The 20,677-nt window shown below is 56.5% G+C and carries 20 protein-coding genes; 18 read left to right on the top strand and 2 right to left on the bottom strand.

Annotation, left to right across the window (positions count from 1 at the left end; all coding sequences use genetic code 11):
* Positions 1 to 2 precede the first annotated feature (2 nt).
* From yceG to AC1UKS_RS13355, 13 genes are all read left to right on the top strand, one after another.
* On the top strand, positions 3 to 1,022 hold the full coding sequence (gene yceG / locus AC1UKS_RS13415) for a cell division protein YceG (RefSeq protein WP_482434004.1): 1,020 nt from the start codon (positions 3 to 5) through the stop codon (positions 1,020 to 1,022).
* Positions 1,012 to 1,644, top strand: coding sequence for a dTMP kinase (gene tmk / locus AC1UKS_RS13410; RefSeq protein ID WP_482434002.1), 633 nt, complete (start codon positions 1,012 to 1,014; stop codon positions 1,642 to 1,644). The genes yceG and tmk overlap by 11 nt, the downstream gene beginning before the upstream one ends.
* Positions 1,641 to 2,639 carry a DNA polymerase III subunit delta' gene (holB, locus tag AC1UKS_RS13405; protein ID WP_482436985.1) on the top strand — a complete coding sequence of 333 codons (999 nt, stop codon included), beginning with the start codon at positions 1,641 to 1,643 and terminating at the stop codon, positions 2,637 to 2,639. Before tmk ends, holB begins: the two co-directional genes overlap by 4 nt.
* Before the next feature lie 9 nt (positions 2,640 to 2,648).
* A complete protein-coding gene (locus AC1UKS_RS13400) occupies positions 2,649 to 3,443 on the top strand; it encodes a metal-dependent hydrolase (protein WP_482436983.1) in 795 nt (264 codons plus the stop codon).
* Between the two features lie 290 nt (positions 3,444 to 3,733).
* A complete protein-coding gene (ptsG, locus tag AC1UKS_RS13395; RefSeq protein ID WP_134823889.1) occupies positions 3,734 to 5,167 on the top strand; it encodes a PTS glucose transporter subunit IIBC in 1,434 nt (477 codons plus the stop codon).
* Between the two features lie 170 nt (positions 5,168 to 5,337).
* Positions 5,338 to 5,688 carry a purine nucleoside phosphoramidase gene (gene hinT / locus AC1UKS_RS13390; RefSeq protein WP_013201688.1) on the top strand — a complete coding sequence of 117 codons (351 nt, stop codon included), beginning with the start codon at positions 5,338 to 5,340 and terminating at the stop codon, positions 5,686 to 5,688.
* 25 nt (positions 5,689 to 5,713) lie between these two features.
* Entirely contained in the window at positions 5,714 to 6,082 is a 369-nt protein-coding gene (locus AC1UKS_RS13385; protein WP_482433999.1) for a YcfL family putative periplasmic lipoprotein, read from the top strand.
* Between the two features lie 10 nt (positions 6,083 to 6,092).
* Entirely contained in the window at positions 6,093 to 6,689 is a 597-nt protein-coding gene (lpoB, locus tag AC1UKS_RS13380) for a penicillin-binding protein activator LpoB (RefSeq protein WP_013201690.1), read from the top strand.
* Positions 6,649 to 7,518 (top strand): thiamine kinase, encoded by an 870-nt coding sequence (thiK, locus tag AC1UKS_RS13375; RefSeq protein ID WP_482433998.1) that lies wholly within the window; start codon positions 6,649 to 6,651, stop codon positions 7,516 to 7,518. Before lpoB ends, thiK begins: the two co-directional genes overlap by 41 nt.
* A 22-nt stretch (positions 7,519 to 7,540) precedes the next feature.
* Positions 7,541 to 8,551, top strand: coding sequence for a beta-N-acetylhexosaminidase (gene nagZ, locus AC1UKS_RS13370; protein ID WP_482433996.1), 1,011 nt, complete (start codon positions 7,541 to 7,543; stop codon positions 8,549 to 8,551).
* Positions 8,552 to 8,575: 24 nt separating this feature from the next.
* Complete coding sequence (gene ycfP / locus AC1UKS_RS13365; protein ID WP_013201693.1) at positions 8,576 to 9,118, top strand: alpha/beta hydrolase YcfP; 543 nt, start codon at positions 8,576 to 8,578, stop codon at positions 9,116 to 9,118.
* A gap of 221 nt (positions 9,119 to 9,339) precedes the next feature.
* Entirely contained in the window at positions 9,340 to 10,644 is a 1,305-nt protein-coding gene (locus AC1UKS_RS13360; protein ID WP_482433995.1) for an NAD(P)/FAD-dependent oxidoreductase, read from the top strand.
* Positions 10,645 to 10,943: 299 nt separating this feature from the next.
* Positions 10,944 to 11,483, top strand: coding sequence for a glycine zipper 2TM domain-containing protein (locus tag AC1UKS_RS13355; protein ID WP_013201695.1), 540 nt, complete (start codon positions 10,944 to 10,946; stop codon positions 11,481 to 11,483).
* A gap of 114 nt (positions 11,484 to 11,597) precedes the next feature.
* Here the strand turns inward: AC1UKS_RS13355 and mfd are convergent, their stop codons facing one another.
* Complete coding sequence (gene mfd, locus AC1UKS_RS13350; RefSeq protein WP_482433993.1) at positions 11,598 to 15,041, bottom strand: transcription-repair coupling factor; 3,444 nt, start codon at positions 15,039 to 15,041, stop codon at positions 11,598 to 11,600.
* Between the two features lie 74 nt (positions 15,042 to 15,115).
* Positions 15,116 to 15,325, bottom strand: a complete 210-nt coding sequence (locus AC1UKS_RS13345; protein ID WP_013201697.1) for a hypothetical protein — start codon at positions 15,323 to 15,325, stop codon at positions 15,116 to 15,118.
* A gap of 272 nt (positions 15,326 to 15,597) precedes the next feature.
* Between AC1UKS_RS13345 and lolC the strand changes: the two genes are divergently transcribed.
* Genes lolC through cobB form a run of 5 tightly spaced genes read left to right on the top strand, consistent with a single transcriptional unit; the run spans position 15,598 to position 20,498 of the window.
* Positions 15,598 to 16,797 (top strand): lipoprotein-releasing ABC transporter permease subunit LolC, encoded by a 1,200-nt coding sequence (lolC, locus tag AC1UKS_RS13340; protein WP_265910153.1) that lies wholly within the window; start codon positions 15,598 to 15,600, stop codon positions 16,795 to 16,797.
* Positions 16,790 to 17,494, top strand: a complete 705-nt coding sequence (gene lolD, locus AC1UKS_RS13335) for a lipoprotein-releasing ABC transporter ATP-binding protein LolD (protein WP_482433992.1) — start codon at positions 16,790 to 16,792, stop codon at positions 17,492 to 17,494. Before lolC ends, lolD begins: the two co-directional genes overlap by 8 nt.
* The gene (gene lolE, locus AC1UKS_RS13330) at positions 17,494 to 18,738 is read left to right on the top strand and encodes a lipoprotein-releasing ABC transporter permease subunit LolE (protein ID WP_105759243.1); all 1,245 of its coding nucleotides are present in this window, start codon (positions 17,494 to 17,496) and stop codon (positions 18,736 to 18,738) included. Before lolD ends, lolE begins: the two co-directional genes overlap by 1 nt.
* Before the next feature lie 4 nt (positions 18,739 to 18,742).
* Positions 18,743 to 19,654, top strand: coding sequence for an N-acetylglucosamine kinase (gene nagK / locus AC1UKS_RS13325; RefSeq protein WP_482433990.1), 912 nt, complete (start codon positions 18,743 to 18,745; stop codon positions 19,652 to 19,654).
* 10 nt (positions 19,655 to 19,664) lie between these two features.
* Positions 19,665 to 20,498: a Sir2 family NAD+-dependent deacetylase gene (gene cobB, locus AC1UKS_RS13320; protein ID WP_013201702.1), complete on the top strand. Its 834-nt coding sequence runs from the start codon at positions 19,665 to 19,667 to the stop codon at positions 20,496 to 20,498.
* Positions 20,499 to 20,677: the final 179 nt, after the last annotated feature.

The following is a 20,677-nucleotide window of genomic DNA, read 5'->3' as shown; positions in this document are numbered from 1 at the left end:
TCATGACAGTAAAAAGAAAACTCTTCACCGGGATTGTCGTCATCGTCGTGGCGGCCATCGCCTTCAGCTACTGGCAGATCCGCCAGTTTGCCGACTCGGCGCTGACCATTAACAAAGAAACGATCTTCACGCTGCCGGCGGGTTCCGGACGTGTGGTGCTGGAAGCCGAACTTAACCGCCAGCATATCGTGCCGCAAACGGTCTGGTTTGGCTGGCTGTTGAAGCTGGAGTCGGAACTGGCGAAGTTTAAAGCCGGGACCTATCGCTTCCCCCAGGGCATGACCGTCAGGCAGATGCTCGATCTGCTGGCCAGCGGGAAAGAAGCTCAGTTCCCGTTACGTTTGGTTGAAGGGCAGCGTTTGCAGGAGTGGCTGGCACAGCTGCGTGCAGCGCCTTATATCAAGCACACGCTGTCTGACGATAAGCTGGCGACCGTTGCCGCTGCACTGTCATTACCCGAACAGGATGTGGAAGGCTGGCTCTTCCCGGACACCTATGCCTATACCGCCAATACCACCGACGTGGCGCTGCTGAAGCGGGCTAACGAGCGGATGGTGAAACTGGTGGATAACCAGTGGCAGGGCAGAATGGATGGCCTGCCGTATAAAGACAAAAACGATCTGGTTACCATGGCATCGATCGTCGAAAAAGAGACGGCCTTAAGCGACGAACGCAGTAAGGTTGCCTCGGTGTTTATCAATCGCCTGCGCGTCGGTATGCGTTTGCAGACCGATCCCACGGTGATTTACGGCATGGGCGACAGCTACAAAGGCACCCTGACGCGTAAAGACCTGGACACGCCAACCCCTTACAATACCTACGTCATTGCCGGTATGCCGCCAGGGCCGATTGCCATGCCGAGCAAAGCCTCACTGGAAGCGGCTGCGCATCCGGTGAAAACGGACTTCCTCTATTTTGTCGCAGACGGCAAAGGTGGACACACGTTTACCACTAATCTGGCCAGCCATAATCGCGCGGTTCAGGCGTGGCGTCTTGCGGTGAAGGAAAAAAATGGACAGTAAATTTATCGTCATCGAAGGGCTGGAAGGGGCAGGTAAAACCACCGCCCGTGATGTGGTGGTCGCCACGCTGCGTGAGCAGGGCATCAGTGACATCGTGTTCACACGCGAGCCGGGCGGCACGCCGCTGGCGGAAAAGCTTCGTGACCTGATCAAGCAGGGCATTGATGGTGAGCGGGTGACGGATCAGGCTGAACTGCTGATGCTGTATGCCGCGCGCGTTCAGCTGGTTGAAAACGTGATCAAACCTGCGCTGGCCACAGGGGCCTGGGTCGTGGGCGATCGTCACGATCTCTCTTCCCAGGCGTATCAGGGCGGCGGACGCGGCATGGACATTGCGCTGATGAGCCAGCTGAAACACAACGTGCTCGGCGAGTTTGCGCCAGATATGACGATCTATCTCGACGTGACGCCTGAAATTGGCCTGCAGCGCGCCAGAGCCCGTGGTGAACTGGATCGCATCGAGCTGGAGTCGCTGAACTTCTTTATCCGCACCCGTCAGCGTTATCTGGAGCTGGCCGCCAGCGACAGCAGGATCAAAACGGTTGATGCCACGCAGTCCATTGAGCAGGTCAGCGCCTCGATCCGTCAGGTGCTGGTGGCATGGCTGAAGGAACAGCGATGATCTGGTATCCGTGGCTGAACCAGCCCTATCGTCAGATCCTCAGCCAGCATCAGGCAGGGCGTGGTCATCACGCATTGCTGCTGCAGGCGCTGCCGGGGATGGGCGATGCCTCGCTGGTGTGGGGCATCAGCCGCTGGCTGATGTGCCAGCGCCGTGACGGGTTGAAAAGCTGCGGTGAATGCCATGCCTGCCAGCTGATGCAGGCGCACACCCATCCGGACTGGTACAGTCTGGAAGCGGAAAAGGGCAAGAGTTCGATCGGCATCGATGCGGTACGCAGCATCACCGAGAAGCTCTACCACCATGCTCAGCAGGGTGGTGCGAAGGTGGTGTGGATCCCGGATGCGGCTCAGCTGACCGAAGCGGCGGCGAATGCGCTGCTGAAAACGCTGGAAGAGCCGCCCAAAAATACCTGGTTCCTGCTCTGCAGCCAGCAGCCTGCGCAACTGCTGGCGACGCTGCGCAGTCGCTGCCTTAACTTTCATCTTTCTCCACCGGATGAGGCGCAAAGCCTTAACTGGCTGCTGAAGCAGGTCTCCACTACGGAACAGGATGGTATAACCGCTTTACGTCTCAGTGGCGGTGCGCCGGCGGCGGCGCTCAGTCTGTTAGAAGAAAAGCGCTGGGCGGCCCGCCAGTCGCTGTGTAACGCACTACCGACCGCATTGCGCGAGGATATGCTAAGCTTGCTGCCCGCGCTGAACACTGATGATGCCGCGCAGCGCACCGGCTGGCTGTGTGCCTTACTGGTCGATGCATTGAAATGGCAGCAGGGTGGGGGCCAATATATTGCCAACGTCGATCGGCAAGCGCTGATTGCTGATATGGCCCTGCAACTGCCGACCAGCGCACTGCATGAAAGCGTACGCCAGTGGATGGTCTGCCGCGATCGTCTGCTTAACGTGGTTGCCGTAAACCGTGAATTATTACTGACCGACCAGCTGCTGGGATGGGAGCAAATGCTTAACCCGGCGGCATCTGGTCAGACTGAATAGAGAAGAATGATGTTTTTAGTTGATTCGCACTGCCATCTTGATGGACTGGATTATGACACCTTGCACAACGATGTCAGCGATGTGCTGGCGAAAGCCGCCGCGCGCGATGTGAAATTTATGCTGGCGGTCGCCACCACGCTGCCGGGTTATAAATCGATGGTTGAGCTGATTGGCGATCGCCCGAACGTTGCCTACTCCTGCGGCGTTCATCCGCTGAATCAGGAACAGCCCTATGACTTTGCCGAACTGCGCCAGCTGGCTGCAGACGAGCGGGTGGTCGCCATGGGTGAAACGGGCCTCGATTACTTTTATCAGAAAGAGACTAAGGAGCAGCAGCAGGCATCTTTCCGCGAGCATATCCGCATCGGACGCGATCTGAACAAACCGGTGATCGTCCATACGCGTGATGCGCGTGAAGACACGCTGGCGATCCTGAAAGAAGAGAAGGTGGAAGGCTGTGGCGGCGTGCTGCACTGCTTTACTGAAGATCGTGAAACGGCCGGCAAACTGTTGGATATGGGGTTCTATATCTCGTTCTCGGGCATCGCCACCTTCCGCAATGCGGAGAGCATCCGCGAAGCGGCACGCTACGTGCCACTCGATCGTATGCTGGTCGAGACGGATTCACCGTACCTGGCGCCGGTGCCGTTCCGGGGTAAAGAGAATCAGCCCGCTTACACACGGGATGTTGCCGAATATATGGCGGTGGTCAAAGGCGTCAGCATTGAGCAAATGGCGGAAGCCACCACCAGGAACTTTTCCGATCTGTTCCACGTGCCGCTCTCCCGGTTAACCGACGCCTGACAACGGCGTTCACTTCAGCCGGCAGCGGCTGTTGATGCAATGCCGCATCGCCCTTAAGGGTGATGCGGTTTTTTATTGTGCAAAACCTGGCATTTTCTGGCCATTTGAACTAGCCGATGTGCAAAGCTTCGATGAAACGTGACGCTCATCAAACTAAATTTCAGCGATTTATTTTACTCTTCGTAATAAATACCGAGAACGCTAAGACGTTCCGAAAATAGCGGGGATCTCCCCTCCGTTATCACGCGTAACGCGCGTAAAACAGCAACCATACTCAGGAGCTCCACACTATGTTTAAAAATGCCTTTGCCAACCTGCAAAAGGTCGGCAAATCGCTGATGCTGCCGGTGTCGGTTTTGCCGATAGCCGGTATTCTGCTGGGCGTTGGTTCTGCCAACTTCAGCTGGTTGCCTGCCGTGGTTTCTCACGTCATGGCGGAAGCCGGTGGTTCAGTCTTCGCCAATATGCCGTTAATCTTCGCGATTGGCGTGGCGCTGGGCTTCACTAATAATGACGGCGTTTCGGCACTGGCCGCCGTCGTTGCCTATGGCATCATGGTGAAAACCATGGCAGTCGTTGCGCCGCTGGTGCTGCATTTACCGCCTGCGGAAATCGAAGCCAAACATTTGGCGGATACCGGCGTGCTCGGTGGCATCATTGCCGGTTCGATTGCGGCATACATGTTTAACCGCTTCTACCGTATCAAGTTGCCAGAGTATCTGGGCTTCTTTGCCGGTAAACGCTTTGTGCCGATTATCTCTGGCTTCACGGCAATCTTCCTGGGTGTGGCGCTCTCCTTTGTCTGGCCACCGATTGGAACGGCGATTCAGGACTTCTCACAATGGGCGGCTTACCAGAACCCAGTTGTTGCTTTCGGCCTGTATGGTCTGATTGAGCGTACGCTGGTGCCGTTTGGCCTGCACCATATCTGGAACGTTCCTTTCCAGATGCAAATTGGTGAGTTTACCAATGCGGCGGGTCAGGTATTCCACGGTGATATCCCACGCTATATGGCGGGTGACCCAACGGCGGGCAAACTCTCCGGCGGCTTCCTGTTTAAAATGTACGGTCTGCCAGCGGCGGCTATCGCTATCTGGCATTCAGCGAAACCAGAGAACCGCGCCAAAGTGGGCGGCATCATGATCTCCGCTGCACTGACCTCGTTCCTGACCGGCATCACCGAACCGATTGAGTTCTCATTCATGTTTGTGGCCCCGGTGCTGTACGCCATCCACATTCTGCTGGCCGGTCTGGCGTTCCCAATCTGTATCCTGTTAGGAATGCGTGATGGCACCAGCTTCTCGCACGGCCTGATCGACTTTGTGGTGCTCAGTGGTAACAGCAGCAAAATCTGGCTGTTCCCGGTGGTTGGTGTCATTTATGGCCTGATTTATTACACCGTATTCCGCTTTGTGATCACCAAATTCAACCTGAAAACGCCAGGTCGTGAAGAGACTACCGCGGAGCAAACGGTGGGTAACGCCAGTGAGATGGCCGGTAATCTGGTCGCAGCCTTTGGCGGCAAAGAGAACATCACCAATCTGGACGCCTGTATTACCCGTCTGCGTGTCAGCGTGGCGGACGTGACCAAAGTCGACCAGCCTGGCCTGAAAAAATTAGGCGCGGCGGGCGTGGTAATTGCCGGGTCCGGTGTTCAGGCCATTTTTGGCACTAAATCCGATAACCTGAAAACCGATATGGATGATTATATCCGTAACAGCTAAGGGTTTATTCCGTGATGAGAGGGGAGCTGAGGCTCCCCTTTTTTGTACCCGTACATGCTGAATGCTGACATGCCAGGCGATTAGCGTAAGAAATGTCACGGGAAGGTTGAAAGAAAACGGCTAACTCACTCATACTGCCTGAACTCTACTTTTCGTTAAGGAAGTGACTGATGGCAGAAGAAACGATTTTCAGTAAAATTATCCGCCGTGAAATCCCGGCTGACATCGTCTATCAGGATGAGCTGGTGACCGCCTTCCGTGATATCTCGCCAAAAGCGCCCACCCATATTCTGATCATTCCCAATATTGTGATCCCTACCGCTAACGATGCGGTGCCAGGCCATGAAGCGGCACTGGGCAGGATGATCACCGTTGCGGCTAAAATTGCCAAAGATCAGGGCATTGCCGAAGATGGCTACCGCCTGATCATGAACTGCAATAAACACGGCGGGCAGGAGGTTTATCATATCCACTTCCATCTCGTCGGTGGTCGTCCTTTAGGCCCAATGCTGGCTAACTAGCCCTCTGATACGGACACACCTCACTATGCGGGCGATTGCCACAGGCATAACGTTACTGGCGCTGCTCAGCGGATGCAGCAGCGCTCCAACCACCATCAATACCTCGCAGTCCCTGGTGATGGAGTCATCGGTCCTTTCAGCCGGGATCACCACCGATCAGCCGGTGATGTCCGAAAATGAAGGGCAGCAGCGGGCCTCCTCGGTGCTTTATAATCAGCAGGTGAAGCCGGTAACCGTTCACTACCGTTTCTACTGGTATGATGACAAAGGTCTGGAAATCACCCCGTTTGAAGCCCCGCGCACCACCACCGTGGCCGCCAATGGCAATATTGAAATATCATCGCAAACCGGTAACCTGACGGCGAGCAAAGTCAGGCTCTATTTGTATCTTTAGGAGTTATTGCGTGGAAAGGAAGTTAATCAAACTCTCGGGTGTCGTGTTACTGGCGCTGATCCTGGCGGGCTGTGTGAATGAACAGCAGCAACCGCAGAAGCCTGCGCCGGTCGAGCCGGTGCAGCCGACTCAGCCAGTCCAACCGCCTGTTGAGCCACCGCCAGCGGAAACCGTACCACAGCCGCCGAAGTTCCAGTCCATTAACTGGGATGCCAGCGTCTCGCCATTGATTGCGCAGATGTTGAAAGCCGATGGCGTCACCGCCGGCAGCGTTCTGCTGGTGGATGGGGTGAAAAACAGCACCAACGGCAGCCTGCAAATCTCTAAAGCTACCGCTGCGCTGCACACGGCACTGGATAATAATACCCAGTTCACGCTGGTCACACCGCAGCAGCTAGCGACCGCCAAGCAGACGCTGGGCCTCTCGGCAGAAGACAGCCTGGGCTCACGCAGTAAAGCAGTGGGTCTGGCGCGTATTGTTGGTGCGCAGTATGTGTTGTACAGCAACGTACAGGGCGATGTGAAAACGCCTTCGCTGCAAATGCAGCTGATGCTGGTGCAGACAGGTGAAATCATCTGGTCAGGCAACGGTGTCGTCCAGCATTGATCCGGCGCTTGCCAGGCTGATCACCCAACAGTTTCCGGCGGCGCAAACCGCCGGTTCTTTTTTTCCGCTGACCGGACTCACCGGCCAGACCGGAAAAGTGGTGGTGGGCGATCTGACCTTGCTGGCTCGCCATCAGCGAAAAGCCGAGCCTGTTCCCGGCGTCGATCGCCATCGCGAGTACCATATTCTGCGTAAACTCTCAGGCAGCGGGCTTGCACCAGCGGTGCAGGGTTTTAACGCAGAGTGGTTACTGCTGGGCTGGCAGCCGGGCGACGCGCTGGATCGGCAGGGGTTTATTCAGCACCTTGAGGCGGTTGCCTTAAAGGTGGCCACCTTGCACGCGCAGCCACTGAGCGGCTACCGGCTTTCTCTGCTGTCGCTGTTACAGCAATACTGGCAGTTAAGTTGCCCGACGCGACGCCATCATGGCTGGCTGCGGGCGCTTAAAAAGTGCCAACAGCAGGGCGAGCCCAGGCCGCTGCGGCTGGCGTTACTGCATATGGATATCCATGGCGGCAACGTCATCCGTCATCGGGACAGCCTGCAGCTTATCGACTGGGAATACGCCAGCGATGGCGATGTGGCGCTGGAGCTGGCGGCGATAGTGGCGGGCAACGGCCTCAACCAGCAACAACAACAGCAGCTAACGGCTTGCTATGCAGCGCAACAGAATCTTAACCAGCAGGCGCTGACGCAGCAGATGCAACGCTGGCAGCCGTGGCTGCGGCTGCTGATGGCCAGCTGGTATGAGCTGCGCTGGCAGCAGACTCAACAACCGATGTTTTACACGCTGGCAGCAGAAGCCTGGCAGCGGGTGTTATCAGATTAAGAGGTGAAGTGTGGGACCGGTAATGTTAGACGTGCTCGGCTACGAGCTCGATGCAGAAGAGCGTGAGATTTTACAGCACCCGCTGGTCGGCGGCTTGATCCTGTTTAGCCGTAATTATCACGATCCTGCGCAGCTGGCCGAACTGGTCAGGCAAATTCGCGCGGCTTCGCGCAACCGGCTGGTGGTTGCCGTCGATCAGGAAGGCGGACGCGTTCAGCGCTTTCGTGAGGGCTTTACCCGCCTGCCCGCTATGCAGTCTTTCTTTGCGCTGAATGACGAAGCGAAAGCCGGCGAGCTGGCTCAGCAGGCCGGCTGGTTAATGGCCTCAGAAATGATCGCCATGGATATCGACATCAGCTTTGCGCCGGTGCTGGATATCGGCCACGGCAGCGCGGCGATTGGTGAGCGCAGCTTCCATGAAGATCCGGCCATTGCTTTACGTATGGCGCGTCAGTTTATCCGCGGGATGCACGACGCGGGCATGAAAACCACCGGCAAACATTTCCCCGGCCATGGTGCGGTCAGTGCCGATTCGCACAAAGAGACGCCGCGTGATGACCGCAGCGAGCAGGAAATCCGCCAGCACGACATGCAGATTTTCAAACAGCTGATTGAAGAGCAGGCATTGGATGCGATCATGCCGGCGCATGTTATCTATACTCAGATCGATCCCCGCCCGGCAAGCGGATCGTCCCACTGGTTACAGACCGTGCTTCGCGGCGAGTTAGGGTATGACGGCGTGATTTTCTCGGACGATCTGTCGATGGAAGGTGCGGCGATTATGGGCAGCTACGCAGCGCGTGGTCAGGCATCGCTGGATGCCGGCTGCGATATGATTCTGGTCTGCAATAATCGTCAAGGTGCGGTCAGCGTGTTGGATAATCTGTCGCCGATCAACGCCGAACGCGTCAGCCGGTTGTATCATCGGGGAACATTTACCCGCCAGCAGCTGCTGGATTCGCCTCGCTGGAAAGAGGCGAACAAGGCCCTGACCGCGCTGCAATCGCGCTGGCTGGAGCAAAAAGGCAGCTGACGGCAATTCTCAACGAGGATGGCGATGATCATTTATCTGCACGGTTTTGATTCCACCAGCCCGGGGAACCATGAAAAGGTTCTCCAGCTGCAGTTTATTGACCCCGATGTGCGCTTGCTGAGCTATAGCACGTTGCATCCCAAGCATGATATGCAGTATCTGCTGAATGAGACCGATAAACTGCTGCGCAGCACTGACGATGAAAGGCCGTTGATTTGCGGCGTGGGCTTGGGGGGCTTCTGGGCCGAGCGCATTGGTTTTCTCAGCGATATCCGCCAGGTCATTTTCAATCCGAACCTCTGGCCTGAAGAGAACATGGTGGGGAAAATCAATCGCCCGGAAGAGTATGTCGATCTGGCGACGAAATGCGTCAGTAATTTCCGCGAGAAGAACCGTGACCGTTGCCTGGCCATTCTCTCACGCAACGATGACGCGCTGGACAGTCAGCGTTCGGCTGAAGCATTGCAAAGCACCTATGAGATTATTTGGGACGACGTGCAGGGCCATAAATTCAAAAATATCGCGCAACATCTGCAACGCATCAAAGCTTTTAAAACCCTCGGTTAACGCTTAAGGGCGCGGTCATTTGGCTGCGTCCTGCCCCTTATTTCTTCGTACTATTCAGAGATCGTTGGTAAAAATTGACCTGCATCAATTTTAAGAGATCTCTGCTTCATCCCCGTGCTATTCTGCCAGCAGATAGCGAATTAAACTCGCCAACCCTATGTTTACTAAGGATATTAATTTAACCTTTAGTTAACGATCGGTTCACAATTTAAGGGGGTCAATTGACTACACCACTGAAGAAAATTGTCATTATTGGCGGAGGGGCAGGTGGACTTGAACTTGCTACTCAGCTGGGTCACAAGTTGGGGCGTAAGAAAAAGGCTGAAATCACGCTGGTCGATCGTAACACCAGTCACCTGTGGAAACCGCTGCTGCATGAAGTGGCCACCGGATCGCTGGATGAAGGGATTGATGGACTGAGCTACCTGGCACATGCCCGCAATCACGGTTTTCAGTTCCAGCTGGGCACGCTGACGGATATTGACCGCGAAGGCAAACGCCTGCAGCTGTCTGAGATCCGCGATGCGCAGGGTGAGCTGTTGGTCCCTGAACGTGAACTGGCTTATGACACCCTGGTGATGGCGCTGGGCAGTACCTCTAACGACTTTGGTACGCCGGGCGTAAAAGACCACTGCATTTTCCTTGATAACCCGCACCAGGCGCGTCGTTTTCACAATGAAATGCTCAACCTGTTCCTGAAATTCTCTTCCAGTGAAGGGCCGCAGGACACAGTGAACATCGCCATTGTTGGCGCAGGTGCCACCGGCGTTGAGCTGTCGGCCGAGCTGCATAACGCGGTCAAACAGCTGCACAGCTACGGTTACAAAGGGCTGGATAACAGCGCGTTGAACGTCACGCTGGTGGAAGCCGGTGAGCGTATTCTGCCAGCGCTGCCGCCACGTATCTCCACCGCGGCGCATCAGGAACTGACCAAGCTGGGCGTGCGGGTATTAACGCAGACCATGGTTACCAGCGCCGATAAAAAAGGGCTCAACACCAAATCGGGCGAGTATATCGATGCCGATCTGATGGTGTGGGCAGCGGGTATCAAAGCGCCTGACTTTATGAAAGAGATTGGCGGTCTGGAAACTAACCGCATCAATCAGCTGGTGGTGAAGCCAACGCTGCAAACCACGCTGGATGACAGCATCTTCGCCATTGGTGACTGTGCGTCCTGCGCACTGCCATCCGGCGGATTTGTGCCGCCGCGCGCGCAGTCTGCTCACCAGATGGCTTCGCTGGTGCTGGGTAACATCCTGGCGCAAATTAAAAGCCAGAGCCTGAAATCCTATGTCTATAAGGATCACGGTTCGCTGGTGTCGCTCTCTCGCTTCAGTACGGTGGGAAGCCTGATGGGTAACCTGATGCGCGGCTCGATGATGGTGGAAGGACGCATTGCGCGTTTCGTTTACATCTCGCTGTACCGTATGCACCAGGTGGCGCTGCACGGCTACTTTAAAACCGGCCTGATGATGCTGGTTGGCAGCATTAATCGGGTGATCCGTCCGCGTCTGAAAATGCACTGATCGCAATTTAGTCGTTGTAGTACCACAGTATTTGCAAGCATCAAGGCTTATAGTGACGCGTTTACTATAAGCCTTTCTTCTTTTACCGCCCCGCAAAGCCGTCGATCGGAACACTCTTAAAAGCTTTCTCTTATGGTAACTGGACGTGATTTCGTCCGGTATTCTTATTGTCACAATTGGTCCTGATGCGCAAAATTACCCCAACACCACATGGCGCGTCGCGCACGCCAGGTAATGGTCTCTGCCACGGAATGGGCTGCAGGCTAAATTGCGCGGTAACAATTTCAGGAGAACGTCCTGTGAATAAATCAATGTTGGCAGGTATTGGAATTGGTGTGGCAGCGGCCCTGGGCGTCGCTGCTGTTGCAGGCATGAACGTTTTTGATCGCAGCCCGCAGTATGCGCAGGTGCTTTCCGCAACACCAATCAAAGAAACGACCAAAAACCCCCGTCAGGAATGTCGTAACGTGACGCTGACACACCGTCGCGCCGTGCAGGATGAGCACCGTATTGCCGGTTCAGTACTGGGCGCGGTAGCGGGTGGCGTGTTGGGCCATCAGTTTGGCGGCGGTCGCGGTCGCGACGTGGCAACCGTTGCCGGTGCAGTGGCCGGTGGCTACGGTGGTAATCAGGTGCAGGGCGCACTGCAGGATCGGGATACCTACACCACCACCGAGCAGCGCTGCAAAACCGTCTACGACAAGCAGGAAAAAATGATGGGTTATGACGTTACCTATAAAATCGGTAACGACCAGGGAAAAATCCGTATGGATAACGACCCTGGCACCCGTATCCCGCTGGACAGTAATGGTCAGCTGGTGCTGAACGACAAGGCGTAAAATCCGGCAGTTGACGCCACGCGCGTTGCTGCCTGATAAGATGCTCTGTTGCGGGCATCTCACGGACAGAAAAAAAGCGGCTGATTAGCCGCTTTTTTTATTGCTGAGTCAGGCTCAGGCGGCGTTTGCCAGCACCTGAGCCATAAAGTCACCGACCCATTTCATCCTTAACTTGCGGTCAGCCAGGTCGCGGATAAACTTGATTTTGGTCGGGCCATCAAGGCGCCAGTGCTGCGGTTCCTTCTGCAACAAGCCAATCAACCAGCCTGGATTAGCCAGATTCTTCTCGGCGAACTCAATAAATCCGCCTTTGTCGCTGGCTTCCACCCGACGAATGCCGATCTTCTTCGCCATCAGGCGCAGCGAAGCAGTATCCAGCAGATTACGTGCGGCATCCGGCAACAGGCCAAAGCGATCGATAAGTTCGACTTTCAGATCCTGCAACTCGCCTTCTTCCTGCGCGCTGGCGATGCGTTTGTAGAATGACAGACGGGTGTTCACATCCGGAATGTACTCATCTGGCAACAGCGAAGGCATCCGCAGCTCAATGTCAGTCTGACTGTTGGTCAGATCTTCCAGCGACGGTTCGCGGCCTTCTTTCAGAGCCTCAACGGCATTTTCCAGCAGCTCCATATACAGCGAGAAGCCAATGGTTTCCATCTGTCCGCTTTGTCCTTCACCCAACAGCTCACCCGCGCCACGAATTTCCAGATCGTGGGTCGCCAGCGCAAACCCGGCTCCCAAATCTTCCAGAGAGGCGAGTGCTTCCAGACGTTTGTGCGCATCGGACGTCATCGCTTTCGGATGCGGCGTCATCAGCCAGGCATACGCCTGATGGTGTGAACGTCCCACGCGGCCGCGCAACTGGTGTAACTGCGCCAGACCGAAATGGTCCGCGCGCTCGATGATGATGGTGTTGGCGGTCGGAATATCGATACCGGTTTCGATGATAGTGGTACACACCAGCACGTTAAAGCGCTGATGGTGGAAATCATTCATCACCCGTTCCAGCTCGCGCTCACGCATCTGACCGTGGCCGATGGCCACACGGGCCTCCGGAACCAGTTCAGACAGGCGATTAGCCGCTTTCTCGATGTTTTCAACGTCGTTATACAGATAGTAAACCTGGCCACCCCGCAGCACTTCACGCAGGATAGCTTCGCGCACCACCAGATCGTCGAATTCACGGACGAAGGTTTTTACCGCCAGACGACGCGCCGGTGGCGTGGCAATAATCGACAGGTCGCGCATGCCGCTCATCGCCATATTCAGCGTACGCGGGATTGGCGTGGCGGTCAGCGTCAGGATATCCACATCGGCGCGCATCGCTTTGATGCGTTCCTTATGACGAACGCCGAAGCGGTGCTCTTCATCGACGATCAGCAGCCCTAAATCGCGCCATTTGATCTCATTGGCCAGCAGTTTATGCGTGCCAATAAGAATATCGATTTTGCCTTCTCTGGCCTGCTCAAGGATTGCCGATTGTTCTTTGGCGGTTCGGAAGCGGGAAAGCATCTCAATGCGCACTGGCCAGTTGGCGAAACGGTCGCGGAAGTTATCGTAATGCTGCTGAGCAAGCAGGGTGGTCGGTACCAGCACCGCAACCTGTTTGTGGTTTTCCACCGCCAGGAAGGCGGCACGCATCGCCACTTCCGTTTTACCGAAGCCGACGTCGCCGCACACCAGGCGATCCATCGCCAGCGGCTGGCACATATCGCTGAGCACGGCATTGATTGCCTGCGCCTGGTCTGGGGTGGTTTCGAACGGGAAACTTTCGCAGAACAGCTGATATTGCTCACGATCGTGCTTAAAGGCAAAACCGCTCTTGGCTTCACGCTGGGCGTAAATATCCAGCAGCTCTGCAGCCACATCACGCACTTTCTCGGCGGCTTTCTGCCGCGCCCGGGACCAGGCATCGCTGCCCAGCTTATGCAGCGGCGCGTTCTCATCCGCACCGCCGGCATAGCGGCTAATCAAGTGCAGCGACGACACCGGCACATACAGCTTGGCGTCACCGGCGTAGGTCAGCATCAGGTACTCGGCGGTGATACCGCCGGTTTCCAGCGTGGTCAGCCCGATATAGCGACCCACGCCATGCTCGAGGTGCACCACCGGCTGCCCGGAACGCAGTTCGGCGAGGTTACGGATTAATACATCAGGGTTGATGGTGCGGCGGCTGTCCTGACGACGACGGCTGACGCGTTCGCCCAACAGATCGCCTTCGCAGATAAACGCCCGCTGGCGCAAACCGTCGACGAAGCCTTTTTCGCTGGCACCAATCATCAGATAGTGACCAGCCGCTTCGGCTTCGGCAAATGACTGCACGCCCTGAGGCAAAATTTTAATCCGCGCCAGCAACTCTTGCAGCGCTTCACGGCGGCCTTCACTCTCAACCGAGAAGATTACCGGGCCGCTGAATTCTTCCAGGAAGCGACGCAATGTATCCAGCGGCACTTTGGCCTGCGCCTGCACCGCCAGATCCGGCAGCGGGTGATACTGCAAGTTGGTATTAGCGGCTTTCTTCGGCAGCTCTTCGCTTTTCAACTGCACGCGCGGCCAGTTTTTCAGCTCGCTAAATAGCTCATCGGTGCGCAGCCAGAGCTTTTCTGGCGGCAACAGCGGGCGCATAGGATCCACGCGGCGGCTTTCAAAGCGCGAGGTGACATCTAGCAGGAAACGGTCGGCGCTAACTTCAAGATCGCCGGTATTCACCAGCAGGGTGTTTTCCGGCAGATAGCTGAACAGCGCCGGCAACGGTTGATCGAAGAACAGCGGCTGCCAGTACTCAATGCCGGTCGGCAGCGTGCCTTTGCTCACCTGCTGATAAATGTGTTCGGACTCGCGGCGTACCTCGAAATGTTCCCGCCACTGGGTGCGGAACAGCTCAATTGCCGCTTTGTCGGTCGGGAATTCATGCGCCGGCAGCAGGTTAACCGCCGGAACCTCTTCCAGCGTGCGCTGGCTGTCGACGTCGAACAAGCGCAGGCTGTCGATCTCATCATCAAAGAAGTCGATGCGGTAGGGCTGGTCGCTGCCCATCGGATAGAGATCCAGCAGCGCGCCACGGGTGGCGTATTCGCCATGCTCCATCACCTGATCGACGTGACGGTAACCGGCCTGTTCAAGCTGGCTGCGCAAGGTATCGCGCGACAGGCGCTGGCCTTTCTTCATCACCAGCGCGTGCCCGTGCAGGAAGCTGTGCGGACAAACCCGCTGCAACAGCGTATTCACCGGCAGGATCAGCACACCGCGTTCCATCATCGGCAACTGGTAGAGTGTGGAAAGGCGTGAGGAAATAATGTCCTGATGGGGTGAGAAACTGTCAAAAGGCAGCGTTTCCCAGTCGGCCAGGCTGATCACCGGCTCGGCGGTAAACTGTTTGATCTCATCAACCAGGCGGAGGGCATTTTGCATGTCGGGGGCGATTAACATCACCGGGCCAGGATGGCGTTCGATGATTTCAGCGCATTCCACCGCACAGGCGGCACCGGTCAGTTGACCTAACTGGCGCTGGTCACCTGCTTTTACGGGCAGGGTGTAACGAATGTGTTCAGGCATAATCAGTCAGACGGTCTCTTCGCAAAATGGAGAGCAGGGAACCGTGTTCCCCTTCAGCTAACCGGAGTATACCTCTATTTCGGCGATTGTTGGGTGTAGTGCATCTTAGGTCGGTCAATGTTTGCCCAGATCAGCTCTTTTTCACCGTGATAACTGTGGTTGCCGTCATCCCACTTTACGTAGTAACCCGCGGGTGAATCGCCCTGTTCGAACACGTTCACTACCATGCCTTTGATGTCGCCGGTTTTGTGCCTGACAATGCTGCCTTTAGGATATTTAGACATATTTACTACTCCTGCGCTGACTCTACGGCGATATTGCACTTAACGTATTTCCTCTTTTTGAGAGGGGTTAATAGTAGTGTAAGCCGATTCGCGTCCGACAATTGAGCAATTAGCGGCTGTTTTTTGTGCGATATTGTAGTGGTGAGGGCCATTGTTGCCGTTGCTGACAAAACAAAGCTGCACAGTCAGCGGCTTAGAGGTTCCATAACGCCGGGCTAACCTTTATTATCTTCGATCACTTTTTGCTAACGCTTTGCCAGAAGACGGATTACATGTATCAACCTGTCGCGTTATTTATCGGTCTGCGCTATATGCGTGGACGAGCTTCAGACCGCTTCGGCCGGTTTGTTTCCTGGCTCTCCGCCATTGGCATCACGCTTGGCGTGCTGGCGCTGGTCACCGTGTTATCGGTGATGAACGGTTTTGAGCATGAGCTCGAGAAGAGCACCCTCAATTTGATGCCTCAGGCGCTGATTACCAGCGACAAAGGCTCGATCAATCCGCAACAGCTGCCGGCCGACAGCCTCAAGCTGCAAGGAACGACGAAAATCACGCCGCTGACCACCGGGGATGTGGTGCTGCAAAGCGCCCGCAGCGTGGGCGTGGGGGTGATGCTGGGCATCAACCCGGATGAACCGGATCCCCTTTCGCCTTATCTGGTTAACGTTAAGCAGACCGATCTGCAGCCCGGCAAATATAACGTGATCATTGGTGAACAGCTGGCGACCCAGCTGGGCGTGAAGCGCGGTGAAGAGCTGCGACTGATGGTGCCTTCTGCCAGCCAGTTCACGCCGATGGGCCGCTTGCCGAGCCAGCGTCTGTTTACCGTGGTGGGCACCTTCGCCGCCAACAGTGAGGTGGACGGTTATCAGATTCTGGTAAATCAGCAGGATGCCTCAAGACTGATGCGTTATCCGGCAGGCAACATCACCGGCTGGCGTCTGTGGCTGGATAAGCCGCTACAGGTTGATAGCCTCAGCCAGCAGACGCTGCCGGAAGGGCTGGTATGGAAAGACTGGCGCGAGCGCAAAGGCGAGCTGTTCCAGGCGGTGCGCATGGAGAAAAACATGATGGGCCTGCTACTGAGCCTGATCGTTGCCGTGGCGGCCTTTAACATCATCACCTCGCTGGGGCTGCTGATCATGGAGAAGCAGGGCGAAGTGGCGATCCTGCAAACCCAGGGCTTAACCCGCCGGCAAATTGTGATGGTGTTTATGGTGCAGGGTGCCACCGCAGGCATTGTTGGCTCGGTGCTGGGCGCGCTGCTCGGCGTGCTGTTAGCCAGCCAGCTGAATAACCTGATGCCGTTGATTGGCGCGTTCCTTGATGGCGCGGCGCTGCCGGTAGAAATTTCCATTCCGCAAGTGATCACCATTGTGGTGACGGCGATGGTCGTGGCGCTGCTTTCCACGCTGTATCCTTCATGGCGCGCCGCCGCCGTACAACCCGCTGAGGCTTTACGTTATGAGTAACCCGATTCTGTTGCAGTGCAATGACCTGTGCAAACGCTATCAGGAAGGCAGCGTCCAGACGGATGTGCTGCGCAATGTCTCCTTTAGCGTGGCCCCTGGCGAGATGATGGCGATTGTCGGCAGCTCCGGCTCCGGTAAAAGCACCCTGATGCATCTGCTGGGCGGACTGGATACGCCCACCTCTGGCGATGTGGTGTTTAACGGCAAATCCCTTAACGGCATGAGCTCCTCGGCGAAGGCCGAACTGCGTAACCGCGAGCTGGGCTTTATTTACCAGTTCCACCATCTGTTGCCGGATTTTACGGCGATGGAAAACGTGGCGATGCCGCTGCTGATTGGCAAAGTGGGCAAAGCCGAGGCCGAAGCCAAAGCGATGGAGATGCTGACGGCCGTGGGTCTGGATAAGCGTGCGAAACACCGTCCGTCCGAGCTTTCCGGCGGCGAGCGTCAGCGTGTGGCTATCGCCCGTGCGCTGGTGAACAATCCGCGACTGGTGCTGGCGGATGAGCCCACCGGTAATCTGGATGCCCGCAACGCGGATGCCATTTTCGATCTGCTGGGCGAACTGAACGTGCGTCAGGGCACGGCTTTCCTGGTGGTAACCCACGATTTACATCTTGCCAAGCGGCTTATCCGCCAGATGGAGATGCGTGACGGACAGCTAAGCGGAGACGTGTTACTGGCAGGGAAGGCGTAATGGCGGGCAATCTTTCTCTTCTTCTTGGCCTGCGGTTCAGCCGTGGGCGTCGCCGTAGCGGCATGGTGTCGTTGATCTCGGTGATTTCCACCGTTGGTATTGCGCTGGGCGTTGCGGTACTGATCGTGGGTCTGAGTGCGATGAACGGTTTCGAGCGCGAGCTGAATAACCGTATCCTCGCGGTAGTGCCGCATGGCGAAATCGAGCCGGTCAATCAGCCCTTCACGGGCTGGCAGCAACTGCTGCCGAAGGTAGAGCAGGTGAAAGGCATCGCTGCGGCTGCACCGTACATCAACTTCACCGGGCTGATTGAAAGCGGCGCGAAGCTGCAGGCGGTTCAGGTTAAGGGCGTCGATCCTCAGCAGGAAAACAACCTGAGCGCGTTGCCAAAGTATGTGCAGAACAATGCCTGGCAGAGTTTCAGCGCTGGCAAACAGCAAATCATTCTTGGTCAGGGCGTGGCGACCAGCCTGAAGGTTAAGCAGGGCGACTGGCTGACCATCATGATCCCCAACAGCGATCCCGAGCATAAGCTGCTGCAACCGAAGCGCGTACGTTTGCAGGTGAGCGGCATTTTAGCGCTCAGCGGCATGTTGGATCACAGCCTGGCATTGGTTCCTCTTGGCGATGCGCAGCAATATTTAGGCATGGGTGACAACGTCACGGGCATTGCACTGAAGATGAGCGACCCGTTTGCCGCGCAAAAGCTGGTGCGTGATGCCGGTGAAGTGACCCATTCATACGTTTATATCCGCAGCTGGATTGGCACCTATGGCTACATGTATCGCGATATCCAGATGATCCGCGCCATCATGTATCTGGCGATGGTGCTGGTGATTGGTGTGGCCTGTTTCAACATCGTTTCCACGCTGGTGATGGCGGTGAAGGATAAGAGTGGCGACATTGCGGTATTGCGCACGCTCGGGGCGAAGGATGGCCTGATCCGCGCTATCTTTGTCTGGTATGGCCTGATGGCCGGGCTGGTCGGCAGCGTCAGTGGCGTGGTGGTTGGCGTGCTGGCGGCATTCAACCTCACGCCGCTCATTCGCGGAATTGAAACCTTAACCGGCTATCATTTCTTGTCCGGCGATATCTACTTTATCGACTTCCTGCCATCAGAAGTGCACTGGTCAGATGTGGCTATCGTGTTGTTCACCTCGCTGGTGCTGAGTCTGATTGCCAGTTGGTATCCTGCACGGCGGGCGAGTAAAATCGACCCGGCGCGTGTACTGAGCGGACAATAACAGCATGTATTACGGTTTCGACGTTGGTGGCAGCAAGATTGCGCTGGGGGTGTATAACCTTCAGCTTCAGCAGGTCTGGACAAAGCGGGTCGTCACGCCAAAAGACGACTATCAGACGCTGGTGGATCTGCTGGTTGCGCTTACGGAAGAAGCCGATGCCGTTTGTGGTAAACGGGGCAGCGTGGGCATTGGCGTGCCGGGGATCCCGGTGCCCGACGATGGCACGCTGTTCACCGCCAACGTGCCCGCCGCGACGGGCAGAACCTTGCAGGCCGATCTCTCGCAACGGCTGGGTCGCGATGTGCGCATCGATAACGACGCCAACTGTTTTGCCCTGTCGGAAGCCTGGGATGAAGAGTTTCAGGCCTATCCGGTGGTGATGGGGCTGATCCTGGGCACTGGCGTTGGCGGCGGACTGATTGTTGACGGCAAGCCGTTAACCGGGCGCAATTACGTGGTGGGCGAGTTTGGCCACACGCGTTTGCCGATTGATGCGCTGGACGTGCTGGGACAAAACGTAGTGCAGCCGCGTTGTGGCTGTGGCAAGACAGGGTGCATTGATTCCTGGCTGTCAGGTTCGGGATTTTCCCGCCTCTGGCAGCTGCATAATCAGCAGGCTCTCAGTGCACCCGAGATTATCTCCCGCTATTATCAGGGAGATCCGCAAGCTGTCGCCCATACCGACCGATACCGGGAGTTGCTGGCCGTTTGTCTGGGTAACTTGCTGACGCTGGTAGACCCGCATCTGGTGGTACTGGGGGGTGGATTGTCCAATTTCGACGCGCTGTATGACGGCCTGGCAGAGAAGGTAAGACCTCATCTGCTGCCGGTTGCCAAACCGCCAAGGTTTGAAAAGGCGCGTCACGGAGACGCAGGTGGAATGCGCGGTGCCGCATTCCTGCACGTTAAGGAATAGAGAAATTATGATGCGAACCCCCCGTCGCCGACTGCGTCTGGCGCGATACAAGAAGACCCGACGCCAGGTGCACCAGCGTTTTCGTCAGCGTATTTTTGAACGCGATCGCAATATTGAGATAGCCCAACATCCATTGCCACGCGTGGTGGTGCTGACCGGCGCAGGTATTTCCGCCGAGTCGGGTATCCGGACTTTCCGCGCGGCCGATGGCTTATGGGAAGATCATAAAGTCGAAGATGTGGCCACGCCGGAAGGTTTTGCGCGCGATCCGCAAAAAGTGCAAGACTTCTACAATGCCCGCCGTCGTCAGTTGCAACAGCCGGAGATCCAGCCCAACGCCGCACACGAAGCGCTGGCGGAACTGGAAGCCGCGCTGGGCGATCATTTCCTGTTAGTGACGCAGAATATCGACAACCTGCATGAGCGAGCAGGGAACAGTCATGTGATCCACATGCACGGTGAGTTGCTGAAAGTGCGTTGTGCCACCAGCGGGCAGATCCTGCATTGGGGTGATGACGTTAAGCCAGAAGATCGCTGTCATTGTTGCCAGTTCCCGTCTGTATTGCGTCCCCACGTCGTCTGGTTTGGCGAGATGCCATTACAGATGGACGAGATCTACGCGGCATTGAGCGAGGCCGACTATTTCGTCGCCATCGGTACATCAGGCCACGTTTACCCCGCCGCCGGTTTCGTTCACGAAGCCAAACTACAGGGCGCGCATACCGTCGAGCTGAACCTCGAGCCCAGCCAGGTCGGCAGTGAGTTCGAAGAAAAAGACTACGGTTTAGCGAGTGAAGTCGTGCCGAAGTTTGTGCACAATCTGCTGGCGAAAATCGCACGGTAATTTGCCGGGGTTGAGGGGAAAGGCGGGTGGGTAAGTCGTCTGGGTGATCGGGCGATAGGTTCAGCTGAGCTTGTCGCTGGGGGATGGTAAGTCGTCTGCATGGCCCGGTGTCCCGGTCAGGGAGAGAAGGTTGAACGCAAAGACGCCGTAAACCCATCCCTGGGGCTCAGCGGCGACAT

The sequence above is a fragment of the Erwinia sp. AK-PDG3-5 genome, assembly GCF_056821705.1.
Note: the sequence above shows the minus strand (reverse complement) of the source record. Positions and strands in the feature narration are given on the sequence as shown.

Excerpts from the sequence above, each read along its gene's own strand:
- yceG (WP_482434004.1), top strand. The coding sequence starts at position 3 with ATGACAGTAAAAAGAAAACTCTTCACCGGGATTGTCGTCATCGTCGTG.
- ptsG (WP_134823889.1), top strand. The coding sequence starts at position 3,734 with ATGTTTAAAAATGCCTTTGCCAACCTGCAAAAGGTCGGCAAATCGCTG.
- lolD (WP_482433992.1), top strand. The coding sequence starts at position 16,790 with ATGAGTAACCCGATTCTGTTGCAGTGCAATGACCTGTGCAAACGCTAT.
- nagZ (WP_482433996.1), top strand. The coding sequence starts at position 7,541 with ATGTTAGACGTGCTCGGCTACGAGCTCGATGCAGAAGAGCGTGAGATT.
- hinT (WP_013201688.1), top strand. The coding sequence starts at position 5,338 with ATGGCAGAAGAAACGATTTTCAGTAAAATTATCCGCCGTGAAATCCCG.
- AC1UKS_RS13345 (WP_013201697.1), bottom strand. The coding sequence starts at position 15,325 with ATGTCTAAATATCCTAAAGGCAGCATTGTCAGGCACAAAACCGGCGAC.
- tmk (WP_482434002.1), top strand. The coding sequence starts at position 1,012 with ATGGACAGTAAATTTATCGTCATCGAAGGGCTGGAAGGGGCAGGTAAA.
- AC1UKS_RS13385 (WP_482433999.1), top strand. The coding sequence starts at position 5,714 with ATGCGGGCGATTGCCACAGGCATAACGTTACTGGCGCTGCTCAGCGGA.
- holB (WP_482436985.1), top strand. The coding sequence starts at position 1,641 with ATGATCTGGTATCCGTGGCTGAACCAGCCCTATCGTCAGATCCTCAGC.
- ycfP (WP_013201693.1), top strand. The coding sequence starts at position 8,576 with ATGATCATTTATCTGCACGGTTTTGATTCCACCAGCCCGGGGAACCAT.
- AC1UKS_RS13400 (WP_482436983.1), top strand. The coding sequence starts at position 2,649 with ATGTTTTTAGTTGATTCGCACTGCCATCTTGATGGACTGGATTATGAC.
- nagK (WP_482433990.1), top strand. The coding sequence starts at position 18,743 with ATGTATTACGGTTTCGACGTTGGTGGCAGCAAGATTGCGCTGGGGGTG.
- mfd (WP_482433993.1), bottom strand. The coding sequence starts at position 15,041 with ATGCCTGAACACATTCGTTACACCCTGCCCGTAAAAGCAGGTGACCAG.
- lolE (WP_105759243.1), top strand. The coding sequence starts at position 17,494 with ATGGCGGGCAATCTTTCTCTTCTTCTTGGCCTGCGGTTCAGCCGTGGG.
- cobB (WP_013201702.1), top strand. The coding sequence starts at position 19,665 with ATGCGAACCCCCCGTCGCCGACTGCGTCTGGCGCGATACAAGAAGACC.
- lolC (WP_265910153.1), top strand. The coding sequence starts at position 15,598 with ATGTATCAACCTGTCGCGTTATTTATCGGTCTGCGCTATATGCGTGGA.